The sequence below is a fragment of the Plantactinospora solaniradicis genome, assembly GCF_042658085.1.
Taxonomy (GTDB): Bacteria; Actinomycetota; Actinomycetes; order Mycobacteriales; family Micromonosporaceae; genus Plantactinospora; species Plantactinospora solaniradicis.
This window is the reverse complement of sequence record NZ_JBHSPR010000040.1, coordinates 21,393-35,470: the sequence shown is the minus strand read 5'-3', so window position 1 is coordinate 35,470 and position 14,078 is coordinate 21,393. Positions and strand designations below refer to the sequence as shown.

General features: G+C 72.9%; 15 protein-coding genes. 8 read left to right on the top strand and 7 right to left on the bottom strand.

The annotated features are described in order from the left end of the window. Window positions 1–66 precede the first annotated feature (66 nt). The 3 genes from ACFP2T_RS34585 to ACFP2T_RS34575 all read right to left on the bottom strand — a co-directional run bounded on the left by ACFP2T_RS34585 (window position 67) and on the right by ACFP2T_RS34575 (window position 2,379). Window positions 67–342, bottom strand: coding sequence for a MoaD/ThiS family protein (locus ACFP2T_RS34585; protein ID WP_377429326.1), 276 nt, complete (start codon window positions 340–342; stop codon window positions 67–69). A 1-nt stretch (window position 343) separates the two neighbouring features. Beyond that, window positions 344–1,429, bottom strand: a complete 1,086-nt coding sequence (locus tag ACFP2T_RS34580) for a WD40/YVTN/BNR-like repeat-containing protein (protein WP_377429325.1) — start codon at window positions 1,427–1,429, stop codon at window positions 344–346. 107 nt (window positions 1,430–1,536) lie between these two features. Further along, complete coding sequence (locus tag ACFP2T_RS34575) at window positions 1,537–2,379, bottom strand: isocitrate lyase/PEP mutase family protein (protein ID WP_377429323.1); 843 nt, start codon at window positions 2,377–2,379, stop codon at window positions 1,537–1,539. 176 nt (window positions 2,380–2,555) lie between these two features. Between ACFP2T_RS34575 and ACFP2T_RS34570 the strand changes: the two genes are divergently transcribed. From ACFP2T_RS34570 to ACFP2T_RS34550, 5 genes are all read left to right on the top strand, one after another. Further along, complete coding sequence (locus ACFP2T_RS34570; protein WP_377429321.1) at window positions 2,556–4,154, top strand: glycosyltransferase 87 family protein; 1,599 nt, start codon at window positions 2,556–2,558, stop codon at window positions 4,152–4,154. Window positions 4,155–4,224: 70 nt separating this feature from the next. Beyond that, the gene (locus ACFP2T_RS34565; protein WP_377429319.1) at window positions 4,225–5,040 is read left to right on the top strand and encodes a sensor histidine kinase; all 816 of its coding nucleotides are present in this window, start codon (window positions 4,225–4,227) and stop codon (window positions 5,038–5,040) included. Then, the gene (locus ACFP2T_RS34560; RefSeq protein WP_377429317.1) at window positions 5,037–5,780 is read left to right on the top strand and encodes a response regulator transcription factor; all 744 of its coding nucleotides are present in this window, start codon (window positions 5,037–5,039) and stop codon (window positions 5,778–5,780) included. The genes ACFP2T_RS34565 and ACFP2T_RS34560 overlap by 4 nt, the downstream gene beginning before the upstream one ends. A gap of 99 nt (window positions 5,781–5,879) precedes the next feature. Continuing rightward, window positions 5,880–6,050, top strand: coding sequence for a hypothetical protein (locus ACFP2T_RS34555; protein WP_377429315.1), 171 nt, complete (start codon window positions 5,880–5,882; stop codon window positions 6,048–6,050). Between the two features lie 85 nt (window positions 6,051–6,135). Then, the gene (locus ACFP2T_RS34550; RefSeq protein ID WP_377429313.1) at window positions 6,136–6,510 is read left to right on the top strand and encodes a VOC family protein; all 375 of its coding nucleotides are present in this window, start codon (window positions 6,136–6,138) and stop codon (window positions 6,508–6,510) included. Between the two features lie 25 nt (window positions 6,511–6,535). On the opposite strand, the gene ACFP2T_RS34545 is transcribed toward ACFP2T_RS34550, so the two are convergent. Together ACFP2T_RS34545 and ACFP2T_RS34540 are read right to left on the bottom strand one after the other, a co-directional pair. Next, window positions 6,536–7,174, bottom strand: coding sequence for a response regulator (locus tag ACFP2T_RS34545; RefSeq protein WP_377429311.1), 639 nt, complete (start codon window positions 7,172–7,174; stop codon window positions 6,536–6,538). After that, window positions 7,162–8,430 carry a sensor histidine kinase gene (locus tag ACFP2T_RS34540; protein WP_377429309.1) on the bottom strand — a complete coding sequence of 423 codons (1,269 nt, stop codon included), beginning with the start codon at window positions 8,428–8,430 and terminating at the stop codon, window positions 7,162–7,164. Before ACFP2T_RS34540 ends, ACFP2T_RS34545 begins: the two co-directional genes overlap by 13 nt. Window positions 8,431–8,557: 127 nt before the next feature. On the opposite strand from ACFP2T_RS34540, the gene ACFP2T_RS34535 reads away from it, so the two are divergent. After that, on the top strand, window positions 8,558–9,352 hold the full coding sequence (locus ACFP2T_RS34535) for an ABC transporter ATP-binding protein (protein WP_377429307.1): 795 nt from the start codon (window positions 8,558–8,560) through the stop codon (window positions 9,350–9,352). Beyond that, window positions 9,349–11,832, top strand: coding sequence for an FtsX-like permease family protein (locus tag ACFP2T_RS34530; RefSeq protein ID WP_377429305.1), 2,484 nt, complete (start codon window positions 9,349–9,351; stop codon window positions 11,830–11,832). Before ACFP2T_RS34535 ends, ACFP2T_RS34530 begins: the two co-directional genes overlap by 4 nt. 29 nt (window positions 11,833–11,861) lie before the next feature. Here ACFP2T_RS34530 and ACFP2T_RS34525 read toward each other — a convergent pair whose 3' ends face one another. Beyond that, the gene (locus ACFP2T_RS34525) at window positions 11,862–12,461 is read right to left on the bottom strand and encodes a TetR/AcrR family transcriptional regulator (RefSeq protein WP_377429303.1); all 600 of its coding nucleotides are present in this window, start codon (window positions 12,459–12,461) and stop codon (window positions 11,862–11,864) included. 90 nt (window positions 12,462–12,551) lie between these two features. On the opposite strand from ACFP2T_RS34525, the gene ACFP2T_RS34520 reads away from it, so the two are divergent. Then, a complete protein-coding gene (locus tag ACFP2T_RS34520; RefSeq protein WP_377429301.1) occupies window positions 12,552–13,520 on the top strand; it encodes an NADP-dependent oxidoreductase in 969 nt (322 codons plus the stop codon). Window positions 13,521–13,548: 28 nt separating this feature from the next. Here ACFP2T_RS34520 and ACFP2T_RS34515 read toward each other — a convergent pair whose 3' ends face one another. After that, complete coding sequence (locus ACFP2T_RS34515; RefSeq protein ID WP_377429299.1) at window positions 13,549–14,013, bottom strand: PPOX class F420-dependent oxidoreductase; 465 nt, start codon at window positions 14,011–14,013, stop codon at window positions 13,549–13,551. Between the last annotated feature and the right edge of the window lie 65 nt (window positions 14,014–14,078).

Here is a 14,078-nt window from a genome sequence, read left to right as displayed (position 1 = left end):
GGTAGGCCGACCGACGGCCGTTCGCACCCCGAGTCGGCGGACAGCCCGAACCCGCCCGGGTGCCGGTCAGCCGCCAGCGACCGAGGGAATGACCTGGACCTCCGCATCCTTACCGACCGGGGTGTCGAGACCACCGGACTGCCGGCAGTCCTCGCCGTCGACGTACACGTTGATGTAGCGGCGCAACTCGCCCTGTTCGTCCCGGATCCGCCGGGTCAGCCGGGGCCAGTGCAGATCCATCGCGTCGAGTACGGCGCGCAGGGTGCCCGCCGTATCGACGGTCAGCCGGCCGGCGCCGCCCGAGTCGGTCCGCAGCGCGCCGGGCACGAGTATGGTGACCACCTCACACCTGCGCGGCTCGGACGCAGAGCACGTCGGGAAGGTGGGCGGCGACCAGCGACCACGAGTCGCCCTCGTCCCCGCTGGCGTAGACCTCGCCGGACCGGGTGCCGAAGTAGACGCCGGCCGGGTCGAGATCGTCGACGCACATCGCGTCGCGCAGCACCACCGGGTAGTACGGCTCGGTCGGCAGTCCGTTGGTCAACGGCTCCCAGGTCGTACCCGCGTCGGTGGAGCGGAACACCCGGCATCGCCGGTCGACGGGAAAGCGCTCACCGTCCGCCACCAGTGGGAAGGTGAAGATGGTGCCGCTCCGGTGCGGATGGGCGACCATCGCGAACCCGAAGTCGCTCGGCAGGCCGTCGGCGATCGACTCCCAGGTGACGCCGCCGTCGCGGGACCGGTAGACGCCGTGATGATTCTGCGCGTAGAGCAACTCGGGGTCACCGGCGTCCCGGGCGACCTTGTGCACGCACTGGCCGAACTCGGGCCACTCGTCCGGCAGGAAGTAGGCGCGGATTCCCGTGTTCTGCGGTCGCCAGGACGCGCCGGAGTCACCGGTGCGGTAGACCCCGCCGGTCGACATGGCCACCAGGACCTGCGCCGGATCGGCCGGGTGCGGGAGCACGGTGTGCACCGCCTGGCCGCCGAAGCCGGCATCCCACTGCTTGCGGTGCGGATGGTCCCACAGCGGGCGGATCATCTCGTAGTGGATCCCGCCGTCGACCGACCGGAAGAGGGCCGACGGCTGGGTGCCGGCGTAGACCACGTCCGGCTCGTCCGCCGTGCCGGGGGAGAGCTGCCAGACCCGTTCCAGGCTGGCGCCGGTGCCGGACGGGAAGGCCAGCGGCGCCTCCGCCGGCTCCTGCCAGGACGCGCCCAGATCGTCACTGGTGGCCACGCTCGGGCCGAAATGTGAGCTGGTGACGCCGGCGAGCAGCCGGGGCGCCGCCCGCCGCTTGTCGATGGCGACCGCGTACACGCCGGTCATCGGGAAGTGCGGCCCGCTGACCTGCCAACTCCTGCGGTCATCACCGCTGGTGGCGAGGAAGAGTCCCTTACTGGTGCCGATGGCGAGCAAGGCTGTCATGATCATCCCTCCGATCGGAACATGCGTCGTCGATGGCTGCCGGTCAGTATGCCCACGGGCACCGACAGAACGGTGCGACCACAGCCGCGGCGACGCGGTTTCGGGACCTATCGGGGGCGGTCCGGCCAGAGGCGGTTGACCTGGGCGTAGCCCAGCACGTCCTTGCCGAACCGGAAGGTGCCCGTCTCGTGGATCTCCCGGGCCGCGTCGACGAACGCACTCAGTGCCGCCCTGGCCAACGCCGAGCCGACGCTCACCCGACGTACGCCGCAGTCGGCGAGCATCGCCACCGTCACCGCGGGCGAGCCTCCGGCCAGCGCGTTCACCGGCCTGCCCACCGCCGCGCAGACCGAGCGGACCGCGTCGAGATCGGGCAACCCGGGCGCGTACAGCACGTCGGCGCCGGCCGCCTCGTAGGCCCGCAGCCGGCGGATGGTGTCGGACAGGTCCGGCCGGCCGTAGAGGAAGTTCTCCGCCCGCGCGGCCAGGGTGAACGGGAACGGAAGGGCGCGGGCCGCGGCCACGGCCGCCTCGACCCGGCGTACCGCCTCCGGCAACGGCAGGATGGGAGCGGCGGGATCCCCGGTGGCGTCCTCGACCGACCCGCCGACGGCGCCGGCCTCGGCGGCCAGCCGGATGGTGTCGGCGACGTCGTCCGGCGAGTCGCCGAAGCCGCTCTCCAGGTCCGCCGCCACTGGTAGCGGGGTCGCCCCGGCGATGGCCCGGATGTTCTCCAGCGTCTCGGCCCGGCTGACCAACCCCGCCCCGTCGCGGCGACCGAGCGCGAAGGCGAGGCCGCCGCTGGTGGTGGCGAGCGCGGGGAAACCCAACTGGGTCAGCACCCGCGCACTGCCGGCGTCCCAGGGGTTGGGGATCACGAAGGTCGGCCCCTCGTGCAACCGCTGGAAGGTGACGGCGCGGCGGTGCTGGTCGGCGGCGTCGAGGCTCATCGGGTGGCATCCTCTCCGGGGTACGGCTGCTGACTGGTCGTCCGCCCCAGGCCGACGGCGCCCACGTTTCGACGTGGGCACCAGTCTAGGAGGATGGCGCTTGCCGGCCCGGCTCCGAGGCGACCGGCCACCGGTGGAACCGGTCGCACCCCGAATCCGGCTCCTAGACTCGCGGGATGGTCAAGATGGTGGATCGCAGGGCGGCGGCGGTGTGGTCCGCCTTCGGGATGATCGCGATCGTCTCCTCGGTGCTGGTGCTGCGCCGACCCGATTGGGAACGCCTGTCCGACCTGCACATCTACTACGGGGCCATCCGCCACCTCCAGACCGGCCAGCCGCTGTACGACTTCGTCGCCGAGAACGGCGGCCCGTTCACCTATCCGCCCTTCGCGGCCCTGGTGCTCTTTCCGATCGGTGCCGTACCGGAGTGGCTCGTCCAACTGACCTGGCTGATGCTGACCTGCGCGGCGATCGCCGTCATCGCCGTGGCGGTGGGCCGGGCGGTCACCGTGGCCCAGCACCGGCGCCCCGTCGCCGTCGCCGCCATCGCCTGCGCGCTGATGCTCTCCGCGCCGGCCCAGAGCAACCTGCGGTTCGGGCAGGTCAGCGTCTTCATCGTGCTACTGGCGCTGGTCGACGGCATGGGGCTGACCCCGGCCCGCTACCGGGGGGTGCTGATCGGGATCGCCGCCGCGATCAAGCTGACCCCGCTGCTGTTCGTGGTCTTCTTCCTGCTGTCCCGGAGATACCGCGACGCCGGCCGGGCCATCGCGGCGTTCGTCGCCTGCGCCGTGCTCGGTGCCGCCGTGCTGCCCGCCGACAGTTGGACGTTCTGGACCGGGACGTTCCTGAACACCTCCCGGGTCGGCGACCTCGCCTCGCTGGGAAACCAGTCCCTGCACGGCATGCTGCTGCGGGTCGGCGTGGCCGGCGAGACGTTCCCGCTGCTCTGGGCCGCGCTCGTCCTGGTCGTCTGCGGCACGGCACTGCTGCGGGCCCGGCAACTGCACCTGTCCGGGCAGCCGGCCCACGCGGCCGTGCTGGTCGGCTGCGCCACGGTGGCGGCCTCGCCGGTCTCCTGGACCCACCACCAGATCTGGCCGGTGCTGGCCGCGATGCTCCTGATCGGGGCGTACGGAGTGGCCCGGCGGGTCGCCGGGGTCGTGCTGCTCGGTGTGATGGTGCTGTCCCTCGGCGTCCTGCTCAGCCGGATCTCGATGACCCCGGGACTACAGTTCCTGTTCGAGAACTCCCGGACACTCGCGGCGGTAACGGTCTGCCTGGCCGGATTCGGCGGGATCACGGTGGCGGTGGTCGCCGCCGGCCGGCGTACCTCGAACGCCCGGGGATGGCTGCGGGTCGGCACCGCCGCCGTGGCGACGGTGGCCTTCTTCGCCGTGCAGCCACTGCCGGCCGGCGCCGATCCGACCTTCAAGGCGTACAGCCTGGCCGACGTCGACAATCCCCGGTACTTCTTCGTCTGTCGCGGTGAGGTCGACTGTGCCGAGTTCTCGGGCGGTGCGCCGATCACCTTCGGCGTCACCGCAGAGAAGACCAAGGTCCGGGTCAACGGAATCGTCGACGCCACCGTCAGTCGGCTCGAATACCAGTCCGCTCCCGGAGGGGCCGCCCGGACCATCCCGCTGTTGCCGGTCTATCCGGGACAGTGGCACTTCTCGTTCCGGTCGGCGAACCTCTCACACGGCCGCCTGACCGCGTTCGGCGCCGACGGTACGCCGATCGCCGCGTACTCCGCCGAGCTGCGCCCGGGGTGAGCCGTGGGCCGGGACGGCGGGTTCGGGCATACGCTGGATCGACCGGGCCGCAGGCTGACGGGTGGGACCGATGTGGTTGCTGACGATCGCCGCGCTCGGCGGTGGGCTCGCCGGTGCGGGGCTGATGGCCCTGCGCACCCGCCGGACGGGTGCCGCGCGCAGCGCCGAGTTGGCCCAACTGGAGGAGCTGGTCCAGCGGCGGGCGGACCAGGTGACGTCGCTCAGCCACGAGCTGCGTACCCCGCTGAGCATGATCAGAGGCGCGGTCGAACTGCTCCGCGAGGGTACGCCGGGCCCGCTGACCCCGGCGCAGGATCGGTTCCTCCAGGTGCTCGACCACCAGTCCACCCAGGTCATCGGGCTCTGCGAGAGCCTGCTGATCCAAGCCAAGATCGAGGCGGGCCTGTTCGTACCCCGGCTCGAACGGGTCGACGTGTCGGTGGTCGCCCGGGACGTGGTCACCGCGATGCGGTCGCTCTGCGCACAGCGCCAGCAGCGGATCAGCCTGGACACGCCGCAGGTGATGCCGAGGATCCCGGCCGATCCGATGCTGCTGGCCCAGGCGATCACCAACCTGCTCTCCAACGCCAGCCGGTTCACCACGACCGGTGGCAGCATCGACGTCCGGGTGACCCCGATCGACACCGGCGTTGCCGTGTACGTCACCGACGACGGCGCGGGGATGACGCGGGAGGAACGGCACCGGTTGTTCCACCGGTTCGCCACCGGTCGTCCGCTGGCCGACGGGACCGGCCTCGGCCTGGTCATCACCAAGACCATCGTGGAGCTGCACGGAGGCGAGATCATGGTGCACACCGCATCGCGACGCGGAACCACCTTCCTGCTCACCCTGCCCTGCGGCGCGCCGACCGGAAGCCCGTCGTGACCGGCCCGGCGGGGCAGCGAGCGGCCCGGGGTGCCGGCCCGACCGCGCTGGTCGTCGACGACGAACCGCAGATGACGATCATCATCGAGTTCGCCCTGCAGACCCAGGGCTTCACGGTGCTCACCGCGAACGACGGCGCGACGGCGCTGCACCTGCTGCGGTCCCGCCCGGTCGACCTGGTGGTGCTGGACGTCCTGATGCCGGCGATGGACGGGCTGACCCTGTGCCAGCGGATCCGGGCCCGGTCCGAGGTGCCGATCATGCTGCTCACCGCGCTCGCCCAGCCCGACGACGTGATCAGCGGTCTGGAGCACGGCGCCGACGACTACGTGACGAAGCCGTTCCATCCGCGCGAGGTGGCGCTCCGGGCCCAGGCGCTGGTGCGCCGCCGCCGCGTTCCCGGCTCCGCGATCCGGGTCGGGCAGCTGGTGATCGACCTGACCAGTCAGAGCGCCGTGCTGGCCGACCGGCGGCTCGACCTGCCGTACACGGAATTCAAGCTGCTGGCCCACCTCGCCGCGCGGCGTGGCGTGCCGCAGTCCTGGCAGGACCTGCTCCGGGAGGTGTGGGGGACGACCGACCTGATCGGCGGCCGGGACGTGGTCAAGTCCACCGTCTACCGGCTCCGGTCCCGGCTGGCCGGTCTGCCCGGCGGCGCGGGATACCTCCGCACCCTGCGCGGCGTCGGTTACCTGATGCCGGACCTCGCCCCCGAGAGTCCGGACGACCGGCCCGGATAGCGGACCGGTTCCCGGCCCGGTACAAGGACCTGGGCGGGATCTGGACCGGGAGCTACGTCGGAGCCCTCGGCTTCTGTAGCAACCCGCGGGATCGGGGTGGTGCTCCGGTCGACGTTCCACGGGCCGACCATCGACTACGACGTCGAGACGACCAGCGGTACGATCACCGTCACCGAGCCGGGCCGCGATCCCGGCCGGGCGCTCGACGAGGGCACCAACGTCCACGTGCTGATCGATCCCGACCGGGCCTATCTGCTCGCCCGCGACTGACCCCGACGGCACGCCCGGTGGTCACCGGCCCGGTGGCGGTGGTATCGAGGAATGGTCCAGCCACGACAGTCGGAGGATTCGCATCATGGGTGACACGGGTCTGACCCTGACGACGGTCAACCTGAGCGCACCGGACCCGGTCGTGCTCGCCCGTTTCTACCAGCAGCTCCTGGGCTGGGAGATCACCGAGGAGGAGCCGGAATGGGTCCTGATGCGGAACCCCGCCGGGGGCGTGGGCCTGGCCTTCCAGAGCGAGGCGACGTACACCCCGCCCGCCTGGCCCGCCAGGCCCGGTGGCCAGCAGATGATGGCGCACCTCGAGATCCGCGTCGACGACCTGGAGCGGGCCGCCGCGCACGCCGTTGCCTGCGGCGCCACCCGGGCCGACCACCAGCCACAGGAGGACGTCCTGGTCCATCTCGACCCGGCTGGTCACCCGTTCTGCCTCTACCTGGGCTGACGGCGCCTCCCCGCTGGGTAGCCGCTCAGCCGCGCAGGTACGCGAGCACGGCGAGCACCCGTCGGTGGTGCTCGGTGCTGGGCGGCAGATCCAGCTTGGCCAGGATGTTGTTGACGTGCTTGGCGACCGCGGCATCCGAGACGGCGAGCCGCCGGGCGATGGCGTTGTTCGAGCCCCCCTCGGCGATCAGGGCCAACACCTCCCGTTCCCGGACGGTGAGCCGCTCCAGCGGAGCCCGCATCCGGCGCTGGGCCAGCAGCTTGCGTACCACCTCGGGGTCGATGACCGTGCCGCCGGCCGCCACCCGGTCGAGGGCGGCGACGAACTCGGCGACGTCGCCGACCCGGTCCTTGAGCAGGTAGCCGATGCCCCGACCGGCCTCGACCAGCTCGGCGGCGTAGCTGTGCTCGACGTACTGGGAGAGCACCAGCACCGGTAGTCCGGGATGCCGGCGCCGGAGTTCGAGCGCGGCCCGGAGTCCCTCGTCGCGGAAGCTCGGCGGCATCCGGATGTCGGTGACCACGACGTCCGGCAGCTCCCGGGCGACCTCGGCGAGCAGGCCGGGCGCGTCGGCCACGGTGCGGACCCGGTGCCCGAAGTGGTCGAGGATGTGGGTGAGGCCCTCGCGGATCAGGGCGGCGTCCTCGGCGATCACGATCCGCACGGCAGCTCCACCCGCAATACGGTAGGGCCGCCGGGCGGGCTGGTCACGGTGAGCCGGCCGCCCAGCACCGATGCCCGGTCGGCCAGACCGACCAGCCCGGTTCCGGCGGTCGGGTCCGCGCCGCCGCGCCCGTCGTCCGAGATCTCGACCACCAGCCGCCGGCGGTCGGCACGGACACCGACCCGGGCGTGCCGGGCGTCGCTGTGCCGGGCGACGTTGGTGAGCGCCTCGCCGACGATGAACCAGACCGCCGCCTCGACCGACTCGGGCGGGCGTCGCGGCAGGTCGATGTCGACGTCGACCGGGACCGGGCTGCGCTCGGCGAGTTCCGTCACCGCCGGAGCCAGCCCGTGGTCGGTGAGCACCTGGGGATGGATGCCGTACACCAGCTCGCGTAGCTCGGACAGCGCGGCGCCGGCCTGCTCGTACGCCTTGTCCACCAGGGCACTGACCGGGGTGGAGACCCCGTCGAGGTGCAGCCGGGCCATGCCGAGGGTCATCAGGAGTCCGCTCAGCCGCTGCTGTGCACCGTCGTGCAGGTCGCGTTCGATCCGTCGCCGCTGCGCGTCCATGGCGTCCATGATCCGGGCCCGGGACCGGGTGAGTTCGGTCAGTTCGACGTCGAGTCGGCGATCCGGCGGTGCCAGCAGCGCCCGGGTGAGCGCGGCCCGGCCGACCGCGTACCCGGTGACGAGGTAGCCGACGACCGGCAGGAGCAGCAGCCCGGCGGCGGTGGCGGCGAACGCCTCCGGCAGTTCGGCGGCGGCGAAGCCGAGGATCGGGTCCGGCTGGTACTGGGGGACTCCGACGACGATGGCGGGAAAGCAGACCAGGAACAGCACGCACGGCACCAGCAGCGCGACCGCCGCGTCGAGCCAGGCGAGCCCGAGCGAGAAGACCAGGGCGTACGCCAACTCCCGCCAGGTCGCCGGCTCGCGGAACCGGGTGCCCAACCAGCCCCACAGGCCGGGACGGACCAGTCGGGCGTGCGGCGACCGGATTCCGGTCGGATCGACCAGCCGGACCCGCCAGCGCTCCACGGCGGCCAGCGGGATGCCGGCCAGCAGCACCAGCAGGCCGACGGCGGGCACCACGAGCAGCACCAGCACCCCGGTCACCCAGAGCAGCGCCGGAATCCAGCCGGACAGCAGGTAGCCGGTCGCCCGCCACGGCCACGCCGAGGCACTGAACCGGACCGGACGACCGGTGAGCGCCTGTGCCGCCGTTCCCGCCGTACGGCCTGGAGTCGGGTCCATGGTGGTCCACCGTACGGCCGGCGGGGCGGTCGGACCGGCCGCACCGCGCGAAGGTAACGCTGGCACTACCCGGGCCGGTAACCCCGGCACCAGTGACCCCGGCCGATCCCGCCGCGATCCTGAGCCGGTGACGGACAAACAGGCAGCCGTGGTCCGGCTGCGTCAGGTACGCAAGGTCTACGGGACCGGCCCGGCGGCGGTGACCGCGCTGGACGGGGTGACGATCGACTTCCCGGCCGGAAGTTTCACCGCCGTGATGGGCCCGTCCGGATCGGGCAAGTCCACGCTGTTGCAGACGGCGGCCGGGCTGGACCATCCGACGGCCGGAGACGTGTCGATCGGCGGAGTGCGGTTGGCCGAGCTGAGCGAGAGCCGGCTCACTCGGTTCCGCCGGGACCGGCTCGGGTTCGTCTTCCAGTCCTTCAACCTGCTGCCCTTCCTCGACGCGGAACTCAACGTGGCGCTGCCGCTGCTGCTGGCCGGCCGGCGTCCGGGCCGGGCGGCCGTTACGGCGGCGCTGGCGGCCGTCGGGCTCGCCGACCGGCTACGGCACCGACCGGCCGAACTCTCCGGCGGACAGCAGCAGCGGGTGGCCCTGGCCAGGGCACTGGTCACCGGGCCGGACGTGCTCTTCGCCGACGAGCCGACCGGAGCGCTCGACTCGGCCACCGGCGCAGGGGTGCTGACCCTGCTCCGGAACGCGGCCGACGAGCGCGGTCAGACGATCGTCATGGTGACCCACGATCCGGTCGCCGCCGCGTACGCGGACCGGGTGGTCTTCCTCCGCGACGGGCGGTTGGTCGGTGACCTCGTCGACCCGACTCCGACGGCGGTGGCCGGCCGGATGACGGTCCTGGAGGCGGCCCCGGGATCGGCTCCGGGGACGGCACCGGAGCGGTTCGGGGAGGTGGAGACCCGATGATCAGAATCGTCCGGCACACCCTGGCCGCCCGCTGGGCCAGTTTCGTCGGCTCGTTCGTGGCGCTCGCCCTCGGGGTCGCGCTGTTCGCCGCCGCCGGTCTCGCGCTCGTGTCCGCACTGGAGCAGCAGGTCCGGGAGCCACGGTGGTATCGGAGTCCGGACGTGGTGGTCGCCGGGCCGTCGATCGCCGGCACCGGTGTCGACGACCAGCGGAAGCCCAGCGGGCAGACCCTGTTGCCGCCCGGCGAACGTGGCCAGGTCCCGAACGTGGTCCCCGCCCGGTTGGGCACGCTGCCCGGAGTCGCGCGGCTGGTGACCGACCGGGCCGGAGTCGCCCGCTCGGGAGCCGCGACCGAGGCGCATCCGTGGACGGCGGCGGCCCTGCATCCGTACGCCTTCGTGGCCGGCGGTCCGCCGGTCGCCGCCGACCAGGTCGTCGTCTCCGGCCCGGACCTGCATCGTCCCGGCGACCGGATCACCGTCGACACCGCGGCCGGACCGCGCCGGTTCACGGTCAGCGGAGTGCTGCGCTCCGCCGCACCGCCCGCGCTGTACGTCACCGAGGAGGTCGCCACCGCGTTGTCGTACGGGCGGATCGCCGCGGTGGCCCTGTTCGCCGCCCCCGGCACCGATCCCGACGCGCTGGCCCGGGACGTCCGGGCGGCGCTGGCCGACCAGCCGCAGCTACGGGTGCTCACCGGTGCCGAACGTGGCGACGCCGAACCCGACCCGGACGCCGGACTGCTGGTCGCGACCACGTCACTGCTCGGCTCTGCGGCCGGCCTGGCGGGTTTCGTCTCGGCGTACGTCGTGGCCGGCACCTTCGCGTTCACCGTGGCACAGCGGCGGCGGGAGTTCGCGCTGCTCCGCGCCGCCGGTGCCACCGGGCGTCAGGTGCGCCGCCTGGTGCTCGGCGAGGCGGTCGGCACCGGCGTGCTGGCGGGGCTCGCCGGCTGTGGGCTCGGCGTCCTGCTCGCCCCGCCGCTCGCCGGCTGGCTGACCCGGGCCGGACTGGCGCCGGACGGGTTCACGGTCCGGTCTACTCCACTGCCGTTGCTGGTGGCGTTCGGCGCCGGGCTGCTGGTGGCGGTCGCCGGGGCCTGGCTGCCGTCCCGGCGGGCCGGCACGATCCGTCCGGTCGAGGCGCTGCGGACGTCCACCGTGGACGCTCCGGCTCGGAACTGGGCGCGTCGGCTGGCCGGACTGGCCTGCCTGCTCGGCGCCGGCGCGGTGACGCCGCTGCTGCGTACCCCGGAGGGCGCGGCCTACCTCCTGGTCGTGGCGATGCTGCTGATCCTCGGCGGCACCCTGCTGGCCCCGGTGCTCGTTCCACCACTGGTCCGGCTGCTCAGCCTCGGCGCCCGTGGCCCGGTCGGGATCCTCGCCCGGGAGAGCGCCCTGACGGCGGCCCGGCGTACGGCGGCGACCGCGGCCCCGGTGCTGGTCACGGTGGGCCTGGCCAGTGCGACCCTGGCCGGGACCGACACGCTGTCGGGGGCGCAGGCCCGGTCGGTCCGAGACCACGTCGTCGCCCCGCTGGTCGTGCTGCCGCAGCCCGGTGCCGTGCTCTCCAGGCAGGTTGTCGAGACCGTCCGCACCGCACCCGGGGTGGCCGTGGCGATGCCGGTGAAGCAGACGTTCGGTTACGACCGGCGGGGCGACCAGGTCCGGCAGCGCGGAGCCTGGTATCTCGACGGGGCGAGCGCCGGGCAGGCCCTCCGGCTTCCGGTGACGGCCGGAACGCTCGCCGAGCTGACCGGCGACACGGTGGCGGTGACCGGGTCGATGGCCGGCGAGCATGGCTGGCGGCTCGGCGACACGGCGACGGTGTGGCTCGGCGATGGCGTGCCGGTCCGGTTGCGGATCGTGGCGATCGTCGACGAACGGCCGGGCCTGCCCGCCATGCTGCTGCCCTGGTCGATGGCGAGCGCCCACTCGGGTTCGCCGGTGCCGGACGCGGTGTATCTCGCGCCGCGCGCCGGGTCGGATCCGGCGGTCGTCGGTCGGGCCGTCGCGGATGCCGTGGGCCCGCTCGGTGCGACGTCCACCGGCACCGGGGATTATCTGTCCACACTGGATGCGGAGTTCGACCGGCTGTCCCGGCTCGCGTTGCTCGCCGTCGTCGGGCTCGCCCTGGTCTACACAGCGTTGTCGATCGCCAACACCCACTACATGGCGACCGCCGGCCGGGTGTCCGAACTCGCGGTGCTCCGGCTCGCCGGGGCCGGCGTCGGGCAGGTGCTGCGGATGGTGGCCCGGGAGGCGGCGCTGGCCAGCGGGATCGGCGTACTGCTCGGGTTCGGGGTGCTGGGCGCCAGCCTGGCCATCGTCGTCCTGGCGCTGCGGTCGGTCGTCTCCGGCGTACCGGTGGTGGTGCCGTGGTCGGCCGTGCTTCCGCTCGCCGGCGGATGCGTCCTGGTGGCGCTCTGTGCCAGCGTCGCGCCACTGCTGCCGGCCCTGCGCAGGCCGCCGGGCCGTTGAGCGAGTCGGGAGTACCGGCAGTCGGTGCGTCAGGGGGTCGGCGGCGCGGGGTGGGGCAGCGGATGGGCGCCCTGCGGGCGTAGGCCGTCGAAGATGATGGCGAGGTACCGCCGCCACAGGTCGGGTGAGGCATCCGGCACGTAGCTGGCGACGTAGTTCGGGGCGCACATCAACAGGATGATGTCCGCGCCGGTGACGTCGTCCCGCACGGCGCCGTGCTTCCGGGCCCGGTCGAGGAGCCTGTGCACGGTATCGGACATCTCCTCGCGGGCCCTGGTGACCTCCGTGGGCAACTCGCCGGACTCGTGCAGGAACGACAGGTCGCGTTGCTGTCGCTGATGGGCGGCGACGGTGAGGAATTCCAGCAGCGCGGCGCCGGGGTCCGCCGCGTCGAGCAGTTCCGCGCCGACCGCGTTGAGCGCGTCGATCCGGTCGAGGACGATCGCGGCGATCAGGTCGTTCTTGGTGGCGAAATGGCGGAACACGGTGCCTTTCCCGACGCCGGCCCGGCGGGCGATGTCGGCGACCGAGGCGTCCAGACCCCGCTCCGCGAACTCGTCCGCGGCGGCGGCCAGCAGCAGTCGCCGGTTGCGGGCGGCGTCGGCACGGAGGGGACGGGTCGAGGTCACGCCGTGATCCTAACAAGTTGACCGCCCGGTCCGTTTATTGCTAGCGTCGCCGGAGAACATGACCGCCCGGTCCGTTTATGGAGGAAAGACATGAAGGCAGTCGTCGCGACCCACTACGGGCCACCGGAGGAGTACACGGTGACCGAGCTGCCGGCGCCCCGCCCCGGGCCGGGACAAATCCAGGTCCGGATCGCCGCCGCGTCCATCAACCCGGCCGACGTCCGGCTGCCCAGCGGCGATTTCCGCGACACCGTGCCACTGCCGTTCCCGCACGTACCCGGCAACGACTTCGCCGGCACGGTCAGCGAGGTCGGTGCCGGCGTGGCGGCCTACCAGGTGGGCGACGAGATCTTCGGACAGGCCGTGCCCCGGGCGCTACGGGCGATGGCCGGCGTGGCCCGGCCGTCGCTGAGCACCGGCTCGCTGGCGGAGTACGCGGTCTTCGAGGCCGACACCCCGTTCCTGGCGCACCGGCCCGCCGGCCTCGACATCGAACAGGCGGCGGCCCTGCCCACCGTCGGCCTCACCGCGCGGGCGCTGATGGCCACCGCCGGGGTGCAGCCCGGGGAGACCGTCCTGGTCGTCGGCGCGACCGGCGGTGTCGGTACCGCCGTGGTCCCACTGCTCGCCGCCGCGAAGGCACGGGTGATCGCCACCGCGACCGACGCCGACGCCGACGTCCTGCGCGCGCTCGGCGCCGACGACATCATCGGGTACCCGGCGTCCGGCTATCCCGCCGAGGTCGACGTCGCGTTCAACCTGACCCTGCCGAGCGACCAACTCGGGGCGGTCGCCGACACGATCCGCCCGGGCGGACGGCTCCTCACGATCACCTACCCCGTACCGCAGCAGGAGTGGATCGGCCGGGACGACGTACGGCTGCACTTCGTCCTGGACATGGACGGCAGCCTCGGCGGGATGCGCGAGGTCGGGGAACTGGCAGTCTCGGGTGAACTGCCGGCCACGATCGGCCGCCGCTACACCCTCGACGAGGGCGTACAGGCGTGCGTCGACTTCGTCCGCCGGCACACCACCGGCAAGCTGCTCGTCACGATGTGAGGCACCCGCTGGTCGGGACTCCTCCGGGTCAGTCGGCGAGCCGGGCCGGGAAGCCGCCGGTCGCGAGCGGACCCCAACTGTCGACCGTGACCCGGATCAGCGACTTGCCCTGCCGACGCATGGCCTCGCGGTACTCGTCCCAGTCCGGGTGCTCCCCGGAGATGCAGCGGAAGTACTCCACCAGCGGCTCCAGCGCCTCCGGCAGGTCGAGTACCTCGGCGGTGCCGTCGACCTGCACCCACGGGCCGTTCCAGTCGTCGGAGAGGACACAGACCGAGACCCGGGGATCCCGGCGGACGTTGACGGCCTTCGCCCGCTCCGGATAGGTCGAGACGACGATCCGACCCTCGGTGTCGACACCGCAGGCCACCGGCGAGGACTGGGGTCGGCCGTCGGGCCGGGTGGTGATCAGGATGGCGCGGTGTCGTGGACGGAGGAACTCGACCAGGTCCGGCCGTTCCACGCGGGTGTTCGTCGCGATGCTGCGGGGCATCCGTCGTTTCTACCAGGTACCACCGGACCGGCTGGCCGGAGGCGGGTCTGGGTCCACCTGCCGGC